Source organism: Streptomyces curacoi (genome assembly GCF_001513975.1).
In the GTDB taxonomy this organism is placed as follows: Bacteria; Actinomycetota; Actinomycetes; order Streptomycetales; family Streptomycetaceae; genus Streptomyces; species Streptomyces curacoi.
Genome location: NZ_KQ947985.1, coordinates 748,909 through 769,248, shown reverse-complemented (window position 1 = coordinate 769,248; position 20,340 = coordinate 748,909). Strand labels below are relative to the sequence as shown.

13 protein-coding genes, 1 tRNA gene and 2 pseudogenes are annotated in these 20,340 nt (G+C 70.6%); 10 read left to right on the top strand and 6 right to left on the bottom strand.

Going from position 1 to position 20,340, the window contains the following annotated elements:
- Window positions 1-72: 72 nt before the first annotated feature.
- Window positions 73-537 (bottom strand): GatB/YqeY domain-containing protein, encoded by a 465-nt coding sequence (locus tag AQI70_RS09035; protein ID WP_062146224.1) that lies wholly within the window; start codon window positions 535-537, stop codon window positions 73-75.
- Window positions 538-692: 155 nt separating this feature from the next.
- Here AQI70_RS09035 and AQI70_RS09030 point away from each other — a divergent pair, with 155 nt between their 5' ends.
- The 4 genes and pseudogenes from AQI70_RS09030 to AQI70_RS37175 form a co-directional block, all read left to right on the top strand.
- Entirely contained in the window at window positions 693-1,619 is a 927-nt protein-coding gene (locus tag AQI70_RS09030; protein WP_062146222.1) for a metallophosphoesterase, read from the top strand.
- 232 nt (window positions 1,620-1,851) lie between these two features.
- Window positions 1,852-2,661: a Pr6Pr family membrane protein gene (locus AQI70_RS09025; RefSeq protein WP_062146220.1), complete on the top strand. Its 810-nt coding sequence runs from the start codon at window positions 1,852-1,854 to the stop codon at window positions 2,659-2,661.
- 33 nt (window positions 2,662-2,694) lie between these two features.
- Window positions 2,695-2,768, top strand: a tRNA-Pro gene (locus tag AQI70_RS09020).
- 863 nt (window positions 2,769-3,631) lie between these two features.
- Window positions 3,632-4,260, top strand: a pseudogene (locus tag AQI70_RS37175) (serine hydrolase domain-containing protein); the annotation flags it as partial.
- A 412-nt stretch (window positions 4,261-4,672) separates the two neighbouring features.
- Here AQI70_RS37175 and AQI70_RS09015 read toward each other — a convergent pair.
- Both AQI70_RS09015 and AQI70_RS40615 read right to left on the bottom strand, forming a co-directional pair.
- A pseudogene (locus AQI70_RS09015) lies at window positions 4,673-5,046 on the bottom strand (6-pyruvoyl trahydropterin synthase family protein).
- 55 nt (window positions 5,047-5,101) lie between these two features.
- The gene (locus AQI70_RS40615; RefSeq protein ID WP_279616748.1) at window positions 5,102-7,804 is read right to left on the bottom strand and encodes an AAA family ATPase; all 2,703 of its coding nucleotides are present in this window, start codon (window positions 7,802-7,804) and stop codon (window positions 5,102-5,104) included.
- A 74-nt stretch (window positions 7,805-7,878) separates the two neighbouring features.
- Here AQI70_RS40615 and AQI70_RS39065 point away from each other — a divergent pair, with 74 nt between their 5' ends.
- The 3 genes from AQI70_RS39065 to AQI70_RS08995 all read left to right on the top strand — a co-directional run bounded on the left by AQI70_RS39065 (window position 7,879) and on the right by AQI70_RS08995 (window position 10,158).
- Entirely contained in the window at window positions 7,879-8,361 is a 483-nt protein-coding gene (locus AQI70_RS39065; protein WP_159042638.1) for a hypothetical protein, read from the top strand.
- Window positions 8,362-8,554: 193 nt separating this feature from the next.
- Window positions 8,555-9,523, top strand: coding sequence for a hypothetical protein (locus AQI70_RS09000; RefSeq protein ID WP_062146215.1), 969 nt, complete (start codon window positions 8,555-8,557; stop codon window positions 9,521-9,523).
- Between the two features lie 383 nt (window positions 9,524-9,906).
- A complete protein-coding gene (locus AQI70_RS08995) occupies window positions 9,907-10,158 on the top strand; it encodes a hypothetical protein (protein ID WP_062146213.1) in 252 nt (83 codons plus the stop codon).
- A 39-nt stretch (window positions 10,159-10,197) separates the two neighbouring features.
- Here the strand turns inward: AQI70_RS08995 and AQI70_RS08990 are convergent, their stop codons facing one another.
- Window positions 10,198-10,641, bottom strand: coding sequence for a hypothetical protein (locus AQI70_RS08990; protein WP_062146211.1), 444 nt, complete (start codon window positions 10,639-10,641; stop codon window positions 10,198-10,200).
- 176 nt (window positions 10,642-10,817) lie between these two features.
- Between AQI70_RS08990 and AQI70_RS08985 the strand changes: the two genes are divergently transcribed.
- Both AQI70_RS08985 and AQI70_RS08980 read left to right on the top strand, forming a co-directional pair.
- Window positions 10,818-11,303 (top strand): cation:proton antiporter regulatory subunit, encoded by a 486-nt coding sequence (locus AQI70_RS08985; protein ID WP_107116935.1) that lies wholly within the window; start codon window positions 10,818-10,820, stop codon window positions 11,301-11,303.
- Window positions 11,304-11,309: 6 nt separating this feature from the next.
- Window positions 11,310-12,569, top strand: a complete 1,260-nt coding sequence (locus tag AQI70_RS08980) for a cation:proton antiporter (RefSeq protein WP_062146209.1) — start codon at window positions 11,310-11,312, stop codon at window positions 12,567-12,569.
- Between the two features lie 355 nt (window positions 12,570-12,924).
- Here the strand turns inward: AQI70_RS08980 and AQI70_RS08975 are convergent, their stop codons facing one another.
- Together AQI70_RS08975 and AQI70_RS08970 are read right to left on the bottom strand one after the other, a co-directional pair.
- The gene (locus AQI70_RS08975) at window positions 12,925-14,142 is read right to left on the bottom strand and encodes a cation:proton antiporter (protein WP_062146207.1); all 1,218 of its coding nucleotides are present in this window, start codon (window positions 14,140-14,142) and stop codon (window positions 12,925-12,927) included.
- Window positions 14,143-14,928: 786 nt separating this feature from the next.
- Window positions 14,929-15,219, bottom strand: coding sequence for a DUF3040 domain-containing protein (locus AQI70_RS08970; RefSeq protein ID WP_062146205.1), 291 nt, complete (start codon window positions 15,217-15,219; stop codon window positions 14,929-14,931).
- An 835-nt stretch (window positions 15,220-16,054) separates the two neighbouring features.
- Between AQI70_RS08970 and AQI70_RS08965 the strand changes: the two genes are divergently transcribed.
- A complete protein-coding gene (locus AQI70_RS08965) occupies window positions 16,055-20,176 on the top strand; it encodes a WD40 repeat domain-containing protein (RefSeq protein WP_062146203.1) in 4,122 nt (1,373 codons plus the stop codon).
- Window positions 20,177-20,340 lie beyond the last annotated feature (164 nt).

Genomic DNA, 20,340 nt, shown 5'->3' with positions numbered 1-20,340 from the left:
GAAGGGAGAGGGGCCGTAAGTCATACGGGCCCGGGGCCGTGGGCCGGGGCCCGCGCCGCGTGCCTGTGGGCGTCAGCCGGCCAGCAGCTTCTTGACCGCCGCCGCCACGCGACCGCCCTCCGCCTGACCAGCGACCTTCGGGTTCACGATCTTCATGACGGCACCCATGGCCCGCGGACCCTCGGCGCCGGCCGCCTTGGCCTCCTCGACGGCCTGGGCGACGATCTGGTTCAGCTCGTCGTCGCTGAGCTGCTTCGGCAGGTACGCGGCGAGCACCTCGCCCTCCGCCTTCTCCCGCTCGGCCTGCTCCCCACGACCACCCTGCGCGAAGGCCTCGGCCGCCTCACGGCGCTTCTTCGCCTCGCGGGTGATCACCTTCTGCACCTCGTCGTCGGAGAGCTCGCGCTTCTCCTTGCCCGCGACCTCCTCCTTGGTGATCGCGGCGAGCGTCAGCCGGAGCGTCGAGGAGCGGAGCTCGTCGCGCTCCTTGATCGCGGCGTTGAGGTCTTCCTGCAGCTTCGACTTGAGCGTGGTCATGGGGTTGATTGTCGCAGGTGTGGGGAGCGGAACGCCCGTTGATTTCAAGGGGCCTGCATGGAGGCGCCGTATCGGAGGAGGTCGAGTGCGGGCGGGGACGACCGGCGGGACCGGCGGGTCCGGGGCACTCCCCGCGGTCTGACACGATGGGTCGTATGCGCGCGCGATACGGAGTACCCCTGGGAATCACGGCGGTTGGTGCCGCCGGTCTGCTGTATTCGGCGGGTTTCGAGGCCCGTTCCTTCCGCCTCCGACGGGTGACGGTCCCCGTCCTGCCGGCCGGCATGCGCCCGCTGCGCGTGCTCCAGGTCTCCGACATCCACATGGTCGGCGGCCAGCGCAAGAAGCAGCGCTGGCTGCGCTCCCTGGCCGGCCTGCGCCCCGACTTCGTGATCAACACGGGCGACAACCTGTCCGACCCGGAGGGCGTGCCGGAGGTCCTGGACGCGCTGGGCCCGTTGATGGAGTTCCCGGGCGCGTACGTCTTCGGCTCGAACGACTACTACGGCCCCAAGCCCCGCAACCCCGCCCGCTACCTGCTGGAGAAGGTCCAGGGCCGCCACGGCCTGAACGGCAACCCGCCCGTCGTCGGCGCGATCCACAACCCCTGGGAGGACCTGCGCGACGGCTTCGACGCCGCGGGCTGGCTCAACCTGACGAACACGCGGGGGACGCTGAAGATCGAGGGCCTCTCGGTGGAGCTCACCGGCCTCGACGACCCGCACATCAAGAAGGACCGCTACGAGCAGGTGGCCGGCGGCCCGTCGGGCGCCGCCGACTTCGCGATGGGCGTGGTCCACGCGCCGTATCTGCGGGTGCTGGACGCGTACACGGCCGACGACTACCCCCTGATCCTGGCCGGCCACACCCACGGCGGCCAGGTCTGCATCCCCTTCTACGGCGCCCTGGTCACCAACTGCGACCTGGACACGGACCGCGTCAAGGGCCTGTCCACGCACACGGCGCAGGGCCGTACGGCCTACCTGCACGTCTCGGCGGGCTGCGGCGCGAACCGCTACACCCCGTTCCGCTTCGCATGCCCTCCGGAGGCGACGCTGCTGACGCTGGTGGCGCGGGACTAGAGGCGAGGAGGGGCGGAGCCCGGGTGGGGCCCGGGTGGGGAGGAGACGGGGGCCGGGCGGGAAGGAGACGGGCGGCCGGCCACGACGACGTGACGACGGCGACGGCGAACGGCGACGGCGACGGCGAACGGCGACGCGACGACGGCAACGGCGACGCGGCGACGGCCACCCGACATCACCCGCCCGGACCACCCATATCGCCCCTTTTGCCCACCCTGCCTAGCGTGAGGGCATGACCGCCCCGATACCCAGGGACATGCCGAACCTCCCCGCGATACCGGGCATGCCCACACTGCTGCCCTCCCATGTCCCCGCCTCGGCGGTGAGGGCCCCCGCGCACCGCCCCTTGGTCGCCGTATACCGCCTGCTGGTCGCACTGGCCGCGGCCGCCGCCGTCACGGTCGAACTGGCCCTCGGCAGCCCCCTGCGCACCCTGAGCCACTTCGCGATCCAGAGCAACATCCTGCTGGCCCTGGTCCTCACCGCCTCCGCCCGCCGCGCCTGGACGGCCCGCCGCCCCCTCCCCTCGGCCCTGACGGGTGCCGCGCTGCTCTACGCCATGACCACGGGCCTCGTCTACCACCTACTCCTGGCGAACGCCGCGAGCCCCTTCACCCTCCCCGGCGTCCTCACCAGCGAGCCCGCCGCCCCGACCGGCTGGCACGCGATCACCACCCACGTCCTGCACACGGCGATCCCCATCGCAGCCCTGCTGGACTGGCTGCTCCTGACCGCCCCCGGCCACCTGCACCTACGCCAGGCGGCGAGCTGGCTCCTCTACCCCCTCACCTACCTGGCCTTCACCTTCATCCGGGGCGAACTCCTCCTCCCCGGCACACCGGCCCGCTACCTCTACCCCTTCCTCGACGTCGACCAGCACGGCTACAAGAGCGTCCTCGGCAACGCCCTCCTCCTCGGCCTCGCCATGTACGCCCTGGCCATCCTCCTGGTAGCCCTCGACCACACCCGCCCCCACACACTCCGCTACCGCGCTCACCACCGCGCGAAAACCGGATTTCGTCTCCAGCCGCCAGTGGGCTAAAGTAAACGTCGTCGCCGCGACAAGCAGTGACATCGGGGTGTAGCGCAGCTTGGCAGCGCGCTTCGTTCGGGACGAAGAGGTCGTGGGTTCAAATCCCGCCACCCCGACACAGAAACACCAGGTCAAGGGCCTGATCCTCACTGAGGATCAGGCCCTTCCTGCGTCTCCGGTGATCGTTTGGGAGAAAACTGAGAGAAGCTCTTGGTCGGCGTCTCCCAAGTGGCGGCCCGGCGCCTCGTCCGGAGACGTGCCATAGGCCGGCTCGCGCCCTACGCGTCCGCGAATCCGAGGCGGCGCGGAGCCGGAGCCTCGACCTCAGCAAGACCGCAGACCAGTAAGCCTGTAACCGGCGGCCTCCGACTACGGCCACCGACTCCGCGCCCTGACCTATGAGGTCGGGGCACACGCGGAATCCCAGTACGGTGCCGTACCGGGGATTCCGCCGCTCTCCGTACGTCTTACCCGCGAGCCCGGAGCAGCCGATCGAGCATGACTCGACGAACAGCGAGGGATGCGTCCACTGATCGGTCAGCCCGCGCATCAGACTCCCGGCGGACACGTGCACGATGGCGCACCGTGATTACGACACGTCGCGATCACCTGGGCACGGCTCGTTGAGCCAGAACCGGCAGGGTCGTGCATCGGTCCCGGTGTGTGTCGCCCTCGGTTCATTTCTTCACGTACAGCACCTGGAAGAGGAGAGGAATGTTCGCGCCCCCGCGATATTCCTCTTGGCACACATAGGCGGTCCAGGCCCCTCCGAGATTCCCTTTTCTCCCTGGGATTCGCAGTAAGCCTTCGAGTTCGAGGTTGCCAGCCATGCGGCCTCGTAGACGTATCCCTGCGGCGGAGCCCACGAAGTGCGCGTGCGCATCAGATCAGTTCCTCCTTGTTCTCTTTCGGAGACAGCGCGTCGGTTGTCGGGCTGCGGCCGTCGGGGTGGTTGGCCGGGAGGGGCGAGGCAACGGAAGTGTGGTCGTCCATCGGCGCCCTCTGGGAGGACGGCAGCCTCGGCCTCGACCAGCCGCTCGGAACCATCTGGCCCGAGGCCACCGGCCACCCGCTTGGTGCCGTAACCGCCGGGCAACTGCTGACGCACACGGCCGGCGTCCCGCTGCGGGCCCAGTGGAAGAACCTCTACGGCACCAGTACGGAGGACATCCGCAGCGGCGTACTGCACGAGCAGCTCCACCGGCCCTCGGCGAAGCGGTCGAGTACAGCGACCGGACCGCCGTCATCCTCGGCTACCTCGCCGAACACCTCTCCAGCCCAGACCTTGGACCAACTGCCCGCTGCGCCCCAACCTCGACGCCTCCACATCCCGCACCCGTGCTGGCTTCGGGACCGAGTGGACCGCTTGCTCCCTGACCATCCAGACCGGCGGACTCCAGCCAGCCCGTAGGCGGTTCTGGCATCCGCCCCAAGTACCGCCACCGAACAGAACGTGTGGGTCCACTACGGCTTCACCGGCACGGGGATGTGGATTTCGCCCAGCGAGGACCGATGGACGGTGCTTCTCACCAACAAGCTCTAGTACACCCGCGACCGCGGTCTCTGGCCGACGGCCGCAACGCCTTCCGTGAACTCGCCTTCACGTGAGGCAGCGAGCCAAGTGGTGCAGCTACGTCCTTACACTGCACCGCTCCAAGCTGCTGTCCTGCCGGAAGCCCTGCCATAGCCTGGCCACCTGGTCTTGAGCAGCGAAGAACGCGACCTGCTGCAGCCGACCCCGGCCACGAGGCATGGGTCGAGCGGCAGCTGGCCTGGTACGGCGTCTCTGCAGAGCTGTGGAAGAAGGGCCTCGTCCACGTCGTCACTCCCGCCGACGGAAGTCACCCCACCTCGTCGAACCCACGGACGCCGGTTGCGCTGCACTGGCATGACGCAGGAATCCAGCCGGGCATAGCGGCCGTCTTGACCCGTTGCCGGCGCCACTCACGGCCGACAAGAGGCAGCCCTATTCGGGAGCACTACGCGAATGCCCCAAGCCGCAGGGCGTGGCCGTCACCGTTCACCGCGACGGCCGGTATTCAGCCCACGTCTTGGGCGTCTCCGAGACCTTGACTGCGGTCAACTCAGGATACCGATCGATCCAGAGGTCGAAGATCCATGCAGCCAAATTCTCCGCTGACGGGGAGATACCCCCCCCCCCATTGCCTCGTTCAAGTGACGGTGGTCGAGGGTCTCATCCATCCATTTCTTGAAGGCATCGAGCTCTCGGTAGTCACGGACGAACCCCGCGTCGGTGAGGTCCTCGCGGCGGGCGGAGAGCTCCAGCACAACGACGTAGTTGTGGCCGTGCATGCGGGCGCAGGGGTGCCAGCTCGGCAGCCGGTCGAGTACGTGGCTGGCCGAGAAGTGGAACTCCTTGGTGATCCTCAGCATGACGGCTCCAGTCTGCCAGCCGCTGTCAAGGCACCCCGCCGGCCATCAGCCCTGGTCATTGACCGATCCCTTCGCCCTCACGGATCGACTTGTTGAGCGGGACTCGCGTGAGGAAGCGGTCGCGCAGCGGATCGTCGGTGACCAGGTCCGCCTTGCGAGCGACCTCGCGTCGAGCCCGTTCAAGGAGCGCGTGCGCTTCCTCCCGTACGCCCCCTGCGGCCAGCACCACGGCGGAGTGGTACAGCACCTCCTCCGTACGGAGTGCTGGCATGTCCCCGACCTCGTCCAGGATGCGAACAGCCTGGCGGGCCTGATCCTGGGCTGCGACCGTGTCGCCTTGCCGGAGCAGGATGCGGCTACGCAGCGAGTGGGCCGCGATCTCACTGCGGATCATGCCGCTGCGCTGGGTCTCGACGCAGGTGGCGACCGCGAGCCGGTCGGCCTGGTCCAGGAGTTCACCGGGGCCGCCGGCGGCGAGCAGCAGGATCTCGGCGTACAGGTTGCGGACGATGGGAACGAGGTTGGCCAGCCAGGTCCGCTCTGTCTCCGCCCATGCGTCGGCGATCAGTTCCAGGGCCTGGTCCCGCCCTTCCGGCCGCTGGACGAGGAGGTGGGCGAGCAGCGCCTTGTTGTAGGCGTGCCAGCCGCTGTCGCCTCCGCGGCCGGCCTCGAAGTCCAGAGCCTCCCGCAGGACCTGCTCGGCGTCCTCGTAGGCGCCGAGGCCCGTGTGCACCTGTGCCAGGTAGTTGAGCGCGATCGGTAGCTCGGCCTTGAGCGGTTCGTCGCGCAGCCGCTGGACGCAGCGGCTCAGCCGGGTCAGCGCCTCGCTGAGGTGCCCGCTGTCGTAGAGGGTGATGCCGAGCTGCATCTCGCCGAGGTTGCGCGCGTGCTGGAGAACCGGATCACCGGTGCCACCGAGGCGTGGATCGGAGGCGTACAGGCGCTCGGCCTCCCGCAGCTGGGCCAGGCCGTCGGCCAGCCGTCGCTTGGAGACCTGCCGTCCGTACTCCACCCGGGCCACGAAGAGCGGGACCGGATCGTCGTGTTCCTCAGCCAGTTCCACAGCCGAGCGGAGCTTGTCCAGGGAAGGCACCAGGCCCTGGGTCGCCAGCAGGGTCTTGCCGCGCAGCAGCGTCGTACGGATCGCCAGTTCCGGGGTGCCACAGCGTCTGGCCGCGGCTTCGGCCTCGGCGGCCAGGGCGTCGATGTCCGGGCCGCCGGCCGGCCGGTGCTGGCCTCGCCAACGCACCTCGGTCAGGGACAGCAGCAGTTCAACGGCCTGGATGAGCCACCGGTCGCGGCTCTCCTCGTGCTCCGGCAGGTCGCGGACCGCCTTGATCACTTCTTCGCAGTGCCGCTCAGCCTCGGCGAAGGACAGCCCCTCCATCGCGGCGTCCCGGGCCAGCCCATAATGTGCCTCGGCCGATGTGAGGAGGCACTCGGATCCGCCGTTGCGGAGATGGCGGGCGATTTCCAGCCGGCGCTCCAGCGGCATCCCGTCCAGCGGACCGGACGTGAGCGCCGCCGCGATACGGGCATGCCGGGACCGCATCTGCTGGGGGGTCTGCCGGTCGTACGCCACACCCCACAGGGCAGCGTGCTCGAACCGGTAGCAGTCGGATGCCTCCCCCCGGGCCCACCCGGGAAGCTGTGCCGGCAGGATCAGCCGGTGCCGGTCGGCGATGAGCCGCAGCCGCTCCATCACGTCGTCGTGCGGCTCTCCCTTGACCTCGGCGACCGTACGGGACAGGAACGTCTCGCCCTGGGTCGCTCCGATCATGAGCAGTTCACGTTCGTGCTCGGTGAGCAGCCGCAGACGGTCCTCCACGATCCGCTTCAGGCTGTCGGGCAGATCGACGCCTGGGCCCATGTCCGGACGCCAGTCCTCCAGGCAGAGCGTGACGAACACGGCATGGCCTGCGGTCAGCCGGCTCAGCTGCTCCGACAGGGCTGAGGGAGCCTCCGGGTGCCGAGAGCGCACCAGCTCGGCGACCGCCTCCCGTGGCAGGCCGTCCAGCGCCCGCCGGCGCAGCAGGCCGTCCTTCGCCCAGTCGTGCAGCAGCTCCTCGACCATGGCTCCCGGGCCGTCGGCGTACGCCCCGTCAGTCGTGTGGCTGAGCACCAAGCCGAGCGGTTCGTCGGGCAACCTGCGCAGCAATCGGTCGAGGATCAGCAGGCTGCTCGGATCGCCGTACTGGATGTCGTCGATGAGGACGACCGTGGGCGGACCCTGCCGAACGAGATCCAGCACGGCGTCCGCGATCTGCGCGGCTGCTCCCTGCTGGAAGGGCAGCAAGCTGTCGAACGGCATCGATCCCGAGGCGAGCGAAGCCTCCGCGACCTCCTTGCCCAGGGTGAACAGGGCGCCCAGTCCGGGCACCATGGCGGACAGCACCTCCGGCGCGGAGCGGACGACGCCCTGCCGGGTGTAGCCCAGGAACCTGCGGAAGACGCCAGGTTGCCTGATCTCCTGCTCTTCGGCCAGCTGCAGGAGCACGTCGATGATGGCGCCGTAGTGAAGCTGCGATCCGATCGACGGGCGGCACCGCACGGACACGACGCGACAGCTGTCCATCGATCGAAGACTCCCTGGAGAGGCTGCGACCTCCGCCTCGAACGCCCGCAGCAGCGCCGACTTCCCCATGCCCGAGGGACCGTCGATCACAAGCGCCCGGCCGTCGCGGCCTTCGGCCACGTCCGCCATCAGCGAGCGCAGCTCGTCCATGTGCTCCACGCGGTCGACAAACTCGGTCCGCACCACAGCCCCCGTCTCCGTCATCCGTCACGGAACTTCCGTACCCACAGCGTTACTTGCCGCCCACGGTAGATCATGTGAAACGCGTCGCCGACTCGGCCTCAGCCATGTTGGCAGTGCGCGTCTCACGCGCCGGGATGTGCGGTCGCCCACGAGCACCACGTCAGCGAGGCGACGACGTCGAGTTGGTGACATCGAAACTGGGCGGCGCACGCAGCAGGGGAGGCGTATCCGCAGGTGAGTGCCCGAACTTCAAGCTGAACGTGGCGTTCGACCACCTGAGCCGGCCCGAGGTCTGGCCCGAGCTGATCGACATGCCAGTCGGTACCGGGAGGAGTGGCGCCGACGTCACTGCTGGCAGCGCCGCTTCCGTGGCGCCTGCCGCCGAGCCGTATATGTGGCGTGTGGTGGAACACGTTCTGTCGTGCCAGCGGTACCGCAAGACTTCCGTGCTCCACCAGCAGTGGGGCCCGGATCTGCCCCAAGGCGATGACAGCGAAGCCTTCGCCGCCGCGCTTCGGAGCAAGAAGTCGAAGGTTCGGTTCGTGGTCCCACGATGAAGTGAGGGATGTCGCCTCACTCATCGAGGAGGCGGTCGTCCTCGTCTACGTGCACCCCGAACAACGTGCCGCATTGCGCGAGGCGCAAGCAGCGCCGTGATCAGTTCCGCTCCTCCCCATAGAGCTAATGTCCCGGCGAGGCCGCGACCCAGGATGCCCGGGTCTCGGGCATCCTGCAGGAGTTCAGGCGTCGGTGGCGCAGGCGATGCCCGAAGTCCAGCATGCGGAGCCCGGCAGGAGTGAGGATGCCTCACAGGCGAAGACCCGCTACGGGGAACCACATACGTGGCTCGCGTCGGAAGAACTTCTCGTCAGGCTCGGTCAACGCTTCGCGGACACGGCGATCAAGGCTCTGCGCCTGTGGGAGCTCGACCCGGAGCCCGGCGGCGATCCGGGCCCCCGACAACTGCAGTGGGTCCACGCCATGCTTCTACACCTCCCGCACCTGACGGACGAGGTGAAGGAGAAGGCGAGGGCCGTCGTCCGGCACGTCCGGCCGCGCACTCGTAGCCGATGGGACTACGCAGACTTCCGCACACAGCAGAACGACAAGCGGCTGGCCGAGCTGCGCGCCGCCGTCGAGCGGATCTTGGCGGATCCCTCCACGGCGTCCCGCGAGTCAGCACTCGGAGACCCCAAGCAGGTCACCGTACGGGATCTGGCCAACGCTCCCGACGAGGCCCTACGCGACTACTTGAATCGCCATGCCGACGACGATCTCGTCGAGAAGACGCTGCTCTCTTTCGCCTGGCGCTCGTACCGGTCGGGGCTCTCCTTCTCCGATGTCCTGGCACGTCATTCCGCGCCGGAAGCGGCCCTGCTCCAGATCACGATGGACCTCCGTCGGCGACTAGGCGGCGGCCCCAACCTGAGGGAGACCTGGACACGAGAGGTTCTGGCACTCCCGAACTGCACGCCGGAGCTTGTACGGGCCCTGCCGGCGTGGAGCGCCCTCACGGTCGGAGGAGCCCGCCACGGAACCGCCCACACCACCGTCGCCTCAACCGTCCTCATCGCGCTCAGCAACGACGACGATGCGTGGTCCCGCTTTGCCACCAGCCCGGCGTCCTACTCCGGTCCGACCGCATGGTTGCGGCTGGGGGATGTCCTGCAGGCCGCTGCAAAGGGCGAGGAGTGGCCGAAGCCACCCAACACCAGATAAGGCCCGGTACACGCAAACTTGCTGCTGGATAAACGAAATACCGGCAGGCACCGGACCTCTGCGACCTCCGTTCGGGATGAAAGGTCGTGGGTTCATGTCCCGCCCCCCGACACAGCTCAGAGGCCCATTCGCGTGATCGTGAATGGGCCTCTGAGCGTCTGTACGCAGTGGAGTGGCAGGAATGCTGCCGCCCAAGGCGTTGCCCAGCTTTCGGAGTGCTTTCGGAGTGCCTTCCGAGGATCCGCCGAATGCACGTGGGTGTGGACCTCCATCGTCACGGCGATCTCGGAGTGCCAGAGGAATGACCTGGATCCGGCGGACTCCCGTCCGGTCACTGCGCCGGGTTGAGTCAGAACAGGTGGGGGGCCAGGCCGGCGGCGAGCATGGACATCCCTGACGGCCAGCGGCTGGTGTGGCTCTCCCGTACATCCAACCCGTGGCTTCATATGGCCTCCGGCGTCACGGGGTTCGTGGCTCTCGCCGCCGCCGTGGCCGCCGTAGGAGGTCTGGTCGATCCGCTTCCGGCGCTGATCCTCGTGGTCCGTGCCAAGGGCAAGGACTTCGCCGTAAGTGTGGACGACGCCGAACGGGGCGCGGCTCTGCTGAACTCCTTGAGCGCGAAGCCCCTGAGGTGAGGAATTCACGTCACATGGTCGTCGTGAGTTGTCAGGTTGTCAGGGGGCCCGGATGTCGTCGGCTGGTTCTGTCGTGCTGGTGGTGAGGCCCGTGCTCATACGTCGGTAAGCGGCGCGAGCGTGGACGACGCGGGCCAGTGCCGTGCCGATGAGGGCGGCGGTGAGCAGGCAGGCGAGCCAGAAGGTGTCGCGGGGGCCGGTCCAGGTGAGGGTGCCTGCGGGTGGGATGGCGAAACCGTTGAGGAACAGCCAGCAGAGTACGGCCGTGCCGGGGGCGGCGCTGAAGCGTGCGCACAGGCCCAGGAGGGCGGCCAGCAGGGACAGCGCGGTCAGGGCGAGTGAGGGGCGGCCCGTGCCCGCGACGGCGTTGATGAGTGCCACCAGTCCCAGCGCGCCGCCGAAGGCCCCGGCCCACACGAGCGGTGTGGCCATGGGCTGCGGGACGGGCCTGGCTCCGGTGCCGAGGGACACCCATTCGATCACGCGCGTGCTTCCTTCCGGTCCTCCCCTGCCGGCCCCGAGCAGGGATGGGGGATTGTCCCACTGATCTCTGTGGTGCCCCTGCGGCCTGGCGGCCGGTTTTCGGGGGTCTCGTTAGGGTGGCATCGACGGTTTTCCAGAGAAACAGCCAAACCAGACAGTCGGACAGGGGGACCACCGTGGGCGCCGCACGTGTGAGCAGTACGCCATTGCCGGGGATCGGGGTTCGCTACGACCTGACCACGCGGGAGCAACGCCGTCTGTCGGTCGTGGCCCACCGGGACGGGTCACGGACGCTGAACGCTTACCAGGAGGACGACCCGGACGCCTGCGCGCTGTCGGTGCGGCTCAGCTCGGGGGAGGCGGAGGCGCTCATCGACGCGCTGATGCCGGCGCACCACAGCCCGAACCTGCTGTCGACGACCGAACTGGGACTCGTGGCGGAGCGGGTCGAGCTGTCGGCCACCTCGCACTGGAACGGGCGGCTGCTCGGCGACACGCGGATGCGCACCGAGACCGGCGTGTCCATCGTGGCCGTACTGCGCCGGGCCGAGGCGATCCCTTCCCCGGGGCCGGACTTCCGGCTGGCCGGCGGGGACACGCTGATCGTGATCGGCACGCGTGAGGGCGTCGAGGCGGCTGCCGCGATACTCGGGCGGGAGTGATACGCGGTGCACTCGTCCGCGGTCTTCCTGATCGAGTTCGGCGCGATCATTCTCGGTCTGGGGCTGCTGGGCCGGTTCGCCGGACGTTTCCAGTTCTCGCCGATCCCCCTGTATCTGCTGGCCGGGCTGGCCTTCGGGGAGGGCGGGCTGCTGCCGCTGGGCACCAGCGAGGAGTTCGTGGCGATCGGCGCCGAGATCGGCGTGATCCTGCTGCTGCTCATGCTCGGCCTGGAGTACACGGCCAGCGACCTGGTCACCAACCTCAAGACCCAGTACCCGGCCGGACTGGTGGACGCGGCGCTCAACGCCCTGCCCGGCGCCGCGATGGCGCTGCTGCTCGGCTGGGGTCCGGTGGCCGCCGTCGTACTCGCCGGGGTCACCTGGATCTCCTCCTCCGGCGTCATCGCGAAGGTGCTCGGCGACCTCGGGCGGCTCGGCAACCGGGAGACCCCGGTCATTCTGAGCATCCTGGTCCTGGAGGACCTCTCCATGGCCGTCTACCTGCCGATCATCACCGCCTTGCTGGCCGGGACGGGTCTGGCGGCGGGCAGTGTCACCCTGGCCGTCGCGCTCGGCGTCGCCGGGCTGGTCCTCCTGCTGGCGGTGCGTTACGGCCGCCACATCTCGCGGTTCGTCTCCAGTGACGATCCCGAGAAGCTGTTGCTGGTCGTGCTCGGCCTCACCCTCCTCGTCGCCGGACTCGCCCAGCAGCTCCAGGTCTCCGCCGCCGTCGGCGCCTTCCTGGTCGGCATCGCGCTCTCCGGCGAGGTGGCCGAGGGCGCGCACAATCTGCTCGCTCCGCTGCGGGACCTGTTCGCCGCCGTCTTCTTCGTCTTCTTCGGCCTGCACACCGACCCGGCCAGCATCCCGCCGGTGCTCCTCCCGGCGCTCGTCCTGGCGGTCGTCACCGCCGGCACGAAGATCGCCACCGGCTACTGGGCCGCCCGGCGAGCAGGCATATCCGCCAAGGGCCGCTGGCGGGCCGGTGGAACCCTGGTCGCCCGCGGCGAGTTCTCCATCGTCATCGCCGGACTCGCCGTGACCGCCGGAATCGAGCCGTCGCTTGGCCCCCTGGCCACCGCGTATGTGCTGATCCTGGTCATCCTCGGCCCACTCACCGCCCGCTGGACCGAGCCCGTGGCCATGCGTCTCACGGGCGGCGGCGTGCGGAAGACCGCGCAGGCCGCGGCCCCGGTGCCGGCCGGGAGTCGGGGCTCGGAGCCCCAGGACGCGCTGGACGATCGCGACGCGCTCGGGCGGTCATGACCGATGCCGGCGGCCGGGGGCGCGTCGGCGAAGCGGGACGGGTGCCGGGGCGGGTGCCGCGGGACGGGTGCCGCTGGTCCCCGCTCCGACCGTCTGTCTGGCGGGCAGAACAGGGGTCTGGCGGGCCACTTGAGCAGGCGGGCGCCGATGGTGGGGGTCGTGGCAGTGGCGGTGGCGGTGGCGGTGGCGGTGGCCAGGATCTGTTCGACACCGTCGAGGAACACCTCGGGGGCGTTGCGGTGGTCAAGTCCCCCTCTTCCGAACGGCCGTCGCCGTCGGCCCCGCGTTCCGGCGCCGTCCCACCGGCGGCCCGGATACGTCCGATGCCGCGCCCGCCTGACCGGTCCCGCCGTGCTCAGCTGTTCGCATGGGCGGCCTCGGCCGGCTCGGTCACCGCCGTCGGGGCCGTCGACTCGTGTGCGCGGCGGCGGGTGAGGCGGCGGGCCAGGGGCTCGGTCCAGCGGGCGGCGAGCGGGCCGAGGACGACCAGGATCAGCACGTAGGCGGTGGCCAGGGGGCCGATGCGAGGTTCGACGCCGACCGCGAGTCCGGCGATGACGATGGAGAACTCGCCCCGCGCCACCAGGGTTCCGCCCGCGCGCCAGCGGCCCTTGACCGAGATCCCGGCCCGACGGGCCGCCCAGTAGCCGGTGGCGATCTTCGTCAGGACGGTGACGGCGGCCAGCGCGAGAGCGGGCGCCAGTACGGGCGGGATGTCCGCGGGGTCGGTGTGCAGGCCGAAGAAGACGAAGAACACCGCGGCGAACAGGTCCCGCAGCGGGGTGAGGAGGTTTCCGGCGCCCTCGGCGACCTCGCCGGACAGGGCGATGCCGACCAGGAACGCGCCGACCGCCGCCGACACCTGGAGCTGCTGGGCGATGCCCGCGACGAGCAGGGTGAGGCCGAAGACGACCAACAGCAGCATCTCCGCGCTGTCCGAGGAGACCGCACGGCTGACCAGGCGGCCGTGGCGCAGCGCCACATACAGCACGGCGCCGACGGTGCCCAGCGCGATCACCAGGGTGACCGCGCCGCCGGCCAGGCTCACCCCGGCCAGCAGGGCGGTGAGGATCGGCAGGTAGACGGCCATGGCGAGGTCCTCCAGGACCAGCACGCCGAGCACGACCGGCGTCTCCCGGTTGCCGAGCCGGCGCAGGTCGCCGAGCACCTTGGCGATGACGCCGGAGGAGGAGATCCAGGTGACACCGGCCAGTGCGACGGCGGCCACCGGGCCCCAGCCGAGCAGCAGGGCCATGGCGGCGCCGGGCGCGGCGTTGAGGACGAAGTCGACCGCGCCGGAGGGGTACTGGGTCTTGAGAGTGGTGACGAGCTCGGAGGCGCTGTACTCCAGCCCGAGCAGGAGCAACAGGAGTATGACGCCGATCTCGGCCCCGGTGGCGACGAACTCCTCACTGGCCTGCAGGGGCAGGATGCCGCCCTGGCCGAAGGCCAGCCCGGCGAGCAGGTACAGGGGTATGGGTGAGAAGCCCACCCGTCCGGCGAGGCGCCCCAGCAACCCGAGGGCGAGGATGATCGCCCCGAGCTCGATGAGCATGGCGGTGGTGTCGTGCACGGGCGTCTGACCTCCGTGGATCGGTTCGGTGGCGGCGTCTGTGCCTTGGCGGGTGCCGGCGGTCGGGCTTGAGCTCCGGACGGGACGGCCTTGGGTGCTGTCGCTGAAACGGGTGATCGCTCGGGCCGGTCGGCTTCGTGCCGTGTCCCGGGCGGGGGCGCTGAGCATCGTGTGCGGGGCTGAGCGGCGCGGCACGCACGGCACGCTCAGCGAGAAGCGAGGCGAGGCCGTGTACGGGTAGCGGGCTCGGGCCGGCCGGCTGGCGGGCCGGAGATCCGGAGATCCGGAGATCCGGACCGCGGCGTGACCTGCGGCCGGCCGAGAGGTCCCGCCGGCCAGAGACCCCGACCGCGCGGCGGCATACAGCCGACCGTGCCGTGGCCTCTTGTCCCCTCGGGCGGGGCGCTACGTCAGCGCGCCGAACGGCCGTTCGAGCCGGTGGCGCTGTCGGTATCAGGGACGCCGTCGCGGGCGGCGTTCTCGACGCGCGCGGGGATGCTGTTGCGTACGCGGATGACTCGACCCATGTCACGCCCCCATCCCGTACGGCCCGAAATTCAGCGACCACCACCCCAACGACTGAGCGAACCCTCGCTCAGTAGAGCGTAAGGGCTCGGTAAAGAATTCTAGCGCACCCCAAAGGCCGAAAATCATACGGAAATTGACGTATCGATACGAAGCGGGCGCACAGTCGTTCCATCGTCGCCCGAGCGACAGGGCCGTACCGGCCGTACCGGCGGCTCGGCCCGCTCTCCTGACAGGCACTCAGCCGCCGCCCTCGGGGCGTCAGGGTAAGGGAGGTCCGCGGCGCCCAGCCCTCCGCACGCGATGCGGGTCGCACAGTTCCACGGCGATACCGGCGAGGACCAGGCCCGTGGCGATGAGCAGTCCGTCGGCGAGAACGATGCCGGTGACCAGCACGGCCACGGCGACCGCCAGCATGCACCAGACGCCGCTGCGCCGGTACTCCCTGGGCCGGGCGGGGCGTCCTGCGCCGAGTGCCCGGGCGAAGCGGGGGTCATCACGCCTCATACGTGCTTCGAGAGCGACCAGACGTTCATCGTCGGACTGGGGCATGGCTCCTCCTTCCCGGAAACCCTGTCGCCGTCCCGGAACGGGATGAGACGGTGGGCGGCCGGCGCCATGGGTGGTCCTCTTGGGCAGGCGTCGTGCACGAAAAGGGCGGTGAGAACAGCCGCGGCAGGCCGGCAGTACAGCAGTCCGGCAGTCCGTCGGCGTACGACACTTCTGGGAGGCGAGGGCGTACCGCTGGTTCCGCGCACAGCCCGGAACTCGCGCCCCACTGCAGGCCCCACAGTCATCTTTCCTGGTGGCGGACCCGCACAAACGCTTGCCGGGTGGACCTCCACAAACCCTGCCGACGGGCCGGGTGAATACGGGTGAATACGGGTGAATACCGCGCCGTCCGGCACCGGTCCCTCCCCTCGTGGGGACCGGTGCCGGACGGCGGGGGCGGGGTCGATCCGTGACGTGCCGTTGTGGTGGGGCGGCGGGTCAGTGAGGATCGAGCGAGTCGAGGGCCGAGGCCGGAGCCAGGGCGAGAGCGGCGCTAGGTGCTCATAGCTCCTGCGGACGTAGAACCAGCGAATGTTGATCCTGCGGACGTAGAACCAGTGGATGTTGATCCCGCGGACGTTGATCCTGCGGATTTGGATCCTGCGAACGGTGACCGAGAACATGCGGCGCCATGAGTGGTCTCTCCGAGCTCTTGGCTGGTGGCCTGCCTGGGCGACGCGCGAGGGCTGCGCATTTGCGTCGTGATCCTGCCAGTCGCAGCGCGCCGGCGAGGAGCTTCCGGTCTGCGGACGGCGCCTTTACCGCAGGTCAGCCATATAAAGTGAGTTTTCCGGTCCGGACGTCCTGGCGGCGGGGGGAGTAAGGGAGTGGAGGCTTGAGTTCCGACTCGGGGGCACGCACAGCCTTCGCGGAACGGCTCGCGCTGCTCTACAAGGAGGCCGGCAACCCTCCGCTCAAGAGCGTCGCCGACGCGGTCGTCCGGCTTCAGCGGGTCGATGAGCGCGGGCGCCCCGTACGCGTGTCCGCTCAGCGGATCAGTGACTGGCGGCGGGCGAAGAACGTGCCAGCCCAGTTCGCCGCCCTGTCCGCCGTACTGCACGTCCTCATCCCCCAGGCACGGCGCGCGCGGCCCACCCCGGTGTCCGCTGGGCTGTACGACGTCGGCCACTGGCAGCGGCTGTGGGAGCGGGCGACGGCCGGGGAAGAGGAGGAGCAGGCTCCGGTCGAGGCCCCCGCGATGTCCGGCGGGGTGTGTCCGTATCGGGGGCTGGCCTCGTACCGGCAGCAGGACGCCCGGTGGTTCTTCGGCCGGGAGCGGAGTACCGACGCCCTCGTCGCCCAGCTTCGCGCGGCGGCGAAGACCGGGGGCCTGGTCATGCTCGTGGGTGCGTCGGGGGCCGGGAAGTCCTCCCTGTTGAACGCCGGTCTCGTGCCCGCCCTGCGCAACGGCGCCCTGGGGGGCGAAAGCGGCCACGCGAGTGCGGTCGTACAGCTCGTGCCGGGCAGCGATCCGCTCGGCGAGCTGACCCGCAGCATTCCGGAACTCGCGGACCTCGTCTCTTCCTCAGGAGAGTCGGAAGGAGAGCCGGAAGGAGAGCCGGAGGGCTCGGGAGGGACTCCGGAAGAGGCGGCTCAAGAGGCGGCGGACGAGCAGACAGCGGCGGGCGGCGCAGGCTTCGGGCACGGCGCACGCCACGCCTTCCGCGCCTGGGCCGAACGCGAAGCGTCCTCCGTCGCCCCCGCCCCTCCATTCACCGGCGCCCCTCCATCCACCACCGCCCCTCCGTCCACCACCGCCCCTCCCACCACCACCGCCCCTCCCGTCCTGATCGTCGACCAGTTCGAGGAGACCTTCACCCTCTGCCCCGACGAAGCGGACCGCCGTACCTTCGTCCAGCTCCTCCACGCCGCCTGCACACCCCCCGAGCCCGGCGCCCCGGCCCCCGCGGTCGTCGTCCTCGGTATCCGCGCCGACTTCTACGAGCAGTGCCTGGCCCACCCGGAGCTGGCCGACGCGCTGCAGCACCGGCACATGGTGCTCGGGCCGTTGACGACCTCGGAGCTGCGGGAGGCGGTGACCGGGCCGGCCAAGGCCGTGGGGCTGGAGCTGGAGCCGGGGCTGGCGGAGCTGATCGTGCGGGAGGTGAGCGCGGACGGGCCCCGCGGGACGCATGACGCGGGGGCGCTGCCGCTGCTGTCGCACGCGCTGCTCGCCACCTGGCAGCGGCGCAAGGCGGGGCGGCTGACGGTGGCGGGGTACCGGGCGGCCGGCGGGATTCAGGGCGCCGTGGCGGCCACCGCCGAGCGGGCCTGGTCCGGCCTGGATCCGGCGGCGCGTACGGCCGCGCGACTGCTGCTGCTCAGGCTGGTCCGGCTGGGCGAGGACACGCAGGCGACCCGGCGGCGCGGGACGCGGCGGCAGCTGGCGGCGGAGTCGACGGACCCCGGCAAGACGGAGGAGTCGCTGGAGGCGCTGGTGCGGGCCCGGCTGGTGACGCTGGACTCGGAGACCGTGGAGATCACGCACGAGGCGCTGCTGCATGCCTGGCCCCGGCTGCGGGACTGGATCGACGACGACCGGCAGGGCCATCTGCTGCGCCAGCGGCTGGAGGAGGACGGCCGGGCCTGGGAGGGGTCAGGCCGGGACTCGTCGCTGCTGTACCGGGGCTCCCGGCTGGAGCAGGCCCACAGCTGGGCGCGGTCCGTCGGGGACACGGCGCTGACCCGCAGCGCGGTGCAGTTCCTCGCCGCCTCGGTGCGGCTGCGCCGGCGCACGGTCTGGATCAGCCGGGGTGCGGTGGCGGCGCTGGTCGCGCTGGCGTTGCTGGCCGTGGGTTCGGCGGTGGTGGCCTGGCAGCAGCGGGACGACGCCGTGTTCGCGCAGGTGCTCGCCGAGGCCGACCGCTTCCAGTACAGCGACCCGTCGCTGTCCGCCCAGCTCGACCTGGTGGCGCACCGGCTGCGCCCGGACGACGAGGACACCAACAGCCGGCTGATCTCGATCGTGAACGCCCCGCTGGCCACCCCCCTGCTCGGCCACACCGGCGCCGTCTACCTCACCACCTTCAGCCCGAACGGACGGCTCCTGGCCACCGCCAGCTACGACCGGACCGTACGCCTGTGGGACGTGGCCGACCCCGAGCGGCCCAGGCCCTTGGGCAAGCCCCTGTCCGGTCACACGAGCTGGGTGAGCAGCGCGGTCTTCAGCCCGGACGGCCGCACCCTGGCCAGCGCCGCGGACGACGGCACGGTCCGGCTGTGGGACGTACGGCACCCGAGCCGGCCGCGTCCGCTCGGGGCGCCCCTGACCGGGCACGAGGGCACGATCTACCTGGTCGCCTTCAGCCCGGACGGCCGTACGCTCGCCTCCGTCAGCGAGGACCGGACCGTACGGCTGTGGGACGTGGCCGATCCCGAGCGGCCGAAGGCGCTCGCCACGCTGACCGGTGCCAAGGCCGCCGTGCGGTCGGTGGCGTTCAGCCCGGACGGGCGCACGCTGGCGGCCGGGGGCGACGACGACACCATCCGGCTGTGGAACGTGACCGCACCGGGCCGGCCGAAGGCACTGGCCACGCTGACCGGGCACACCGACCTGGTGCACTCCGTGGCCTTCAGCCCGGACGGCCGCACCCTCGCCAGCGGCAGCGCGGACGACAGCATCCGGCTGTGGAACGTCTCCGACCCGCGCCACGCCACCTCCCTCGGCGCACCGCTCACGGGGCACACCGGCCCCATCTGGTCGGTGGCCTTCAACCCGGACGGCAACATGCTCGCCGCCGCCAGCGCGGACAGCACCGCGAGCCTGTGGAACGTCAGCGATCCGGCGTATCCCTCGCAGGTCGGCGAGCCGCTCGCGGGCGCCAGCGGGGAGATGTACGCGCTGGGGTTCAGCCCCGACGGCCGTACGCTCGCCACCGGCAGCGGCGACAGCAAGGTCCGGCTGTGGTCGATCCCGACGTCGGACATGATCGGCCGCAGCGGGGCGTTCCGGCCGGACGGGCGGGTGCTGGCCACGGCCGCGCGCGACGGGAGCGTGCGGCTGTGGAACGTGGCGGAGCCCGCCCGGCCCGTGCTGCTGAACGAACCGTTCATGCCCGGCGACGGTGGCGAGCGCTCTCTGCTGTTCTCGCCCGATGGCCGTACCCTCGCGGTGCTGACCGGCAGCCGCGCGGTGTACCTGTGGGACGTCCGCGACCCGGCCCGGCCGGTCGCCCTCGGGGCGCCCCTCACCCTGCGCACCCGGTTCATGGGACCCGACGCGCTGGCGTTCAGCCCGGACGGGCGCACCCTGGCCACCGCCTACGACGACCGCACCATCCAGCTCTGGAACGTCGGCGACCCCGCCCATGTCGTCCCGCTCGGCGCACCGATCACCGGGCACGCCGGTTACATCAACTCCCTGGCGTTCAGCCCGGACGGCCGCACACTCGCCAGCGGCAGCGCGGACAGCACGATCCGGCTGTGGAACGTGACCGACCGGCGCCGCGCCACCCGGCTCGGCGCGCTCACCGGTCACACCGGCCCCGTCAACGCGCTGGAGTACAGCCCGGACGGCCATACGCTGACCAGCGGCAGCGACGACGACACCGTACGGCTGTGGGACGTCACCGACCCCGGCCGGGCGACCCCGCTGGGCTCTCCCCTCACCGGCCACACCGAGGCGGTCGTGTCACTGACGTTCGGCGCGGACGGGCACTATCTGGCCAGCGGTGGCAACGACAACACCGTCCGGCTGTGGAACGTCACCCGCCCCTCCGACGCCTCGCCCATCGGCCAGGCGATGAGCCCCAACGCCACGACGGGCAACTTCCTGTCGTTCAGCCCCGTCGGCCACATGCTCGGCGTCTCCAGCGGCACCGACACGGTCCGGCTGTGGAACCTGGACGTCGAGGAGGCCATCCGCCGCGTCTGCTCGACCACGCGGGGCGTCCTGACGCGGGAGAAGTGGCACGAGTATCTGCCCCGGCTTTCGTACGAGCCGCCGTGCGGGCAGTAGCCCGGTGCGCGAGCGGTGGCCGGGGGCGCGACAGGGGCTCCCTGCGCTCAGTGACGGAGCGGAGACGCAAGTGATATGACGGGGGCTCGGCGGACAGCGGTTTCCGTGATCCCGATCACAACCCGTCCCCGCAGCCGATGAGGCGGCTCCCGCCAGGCAGGCAG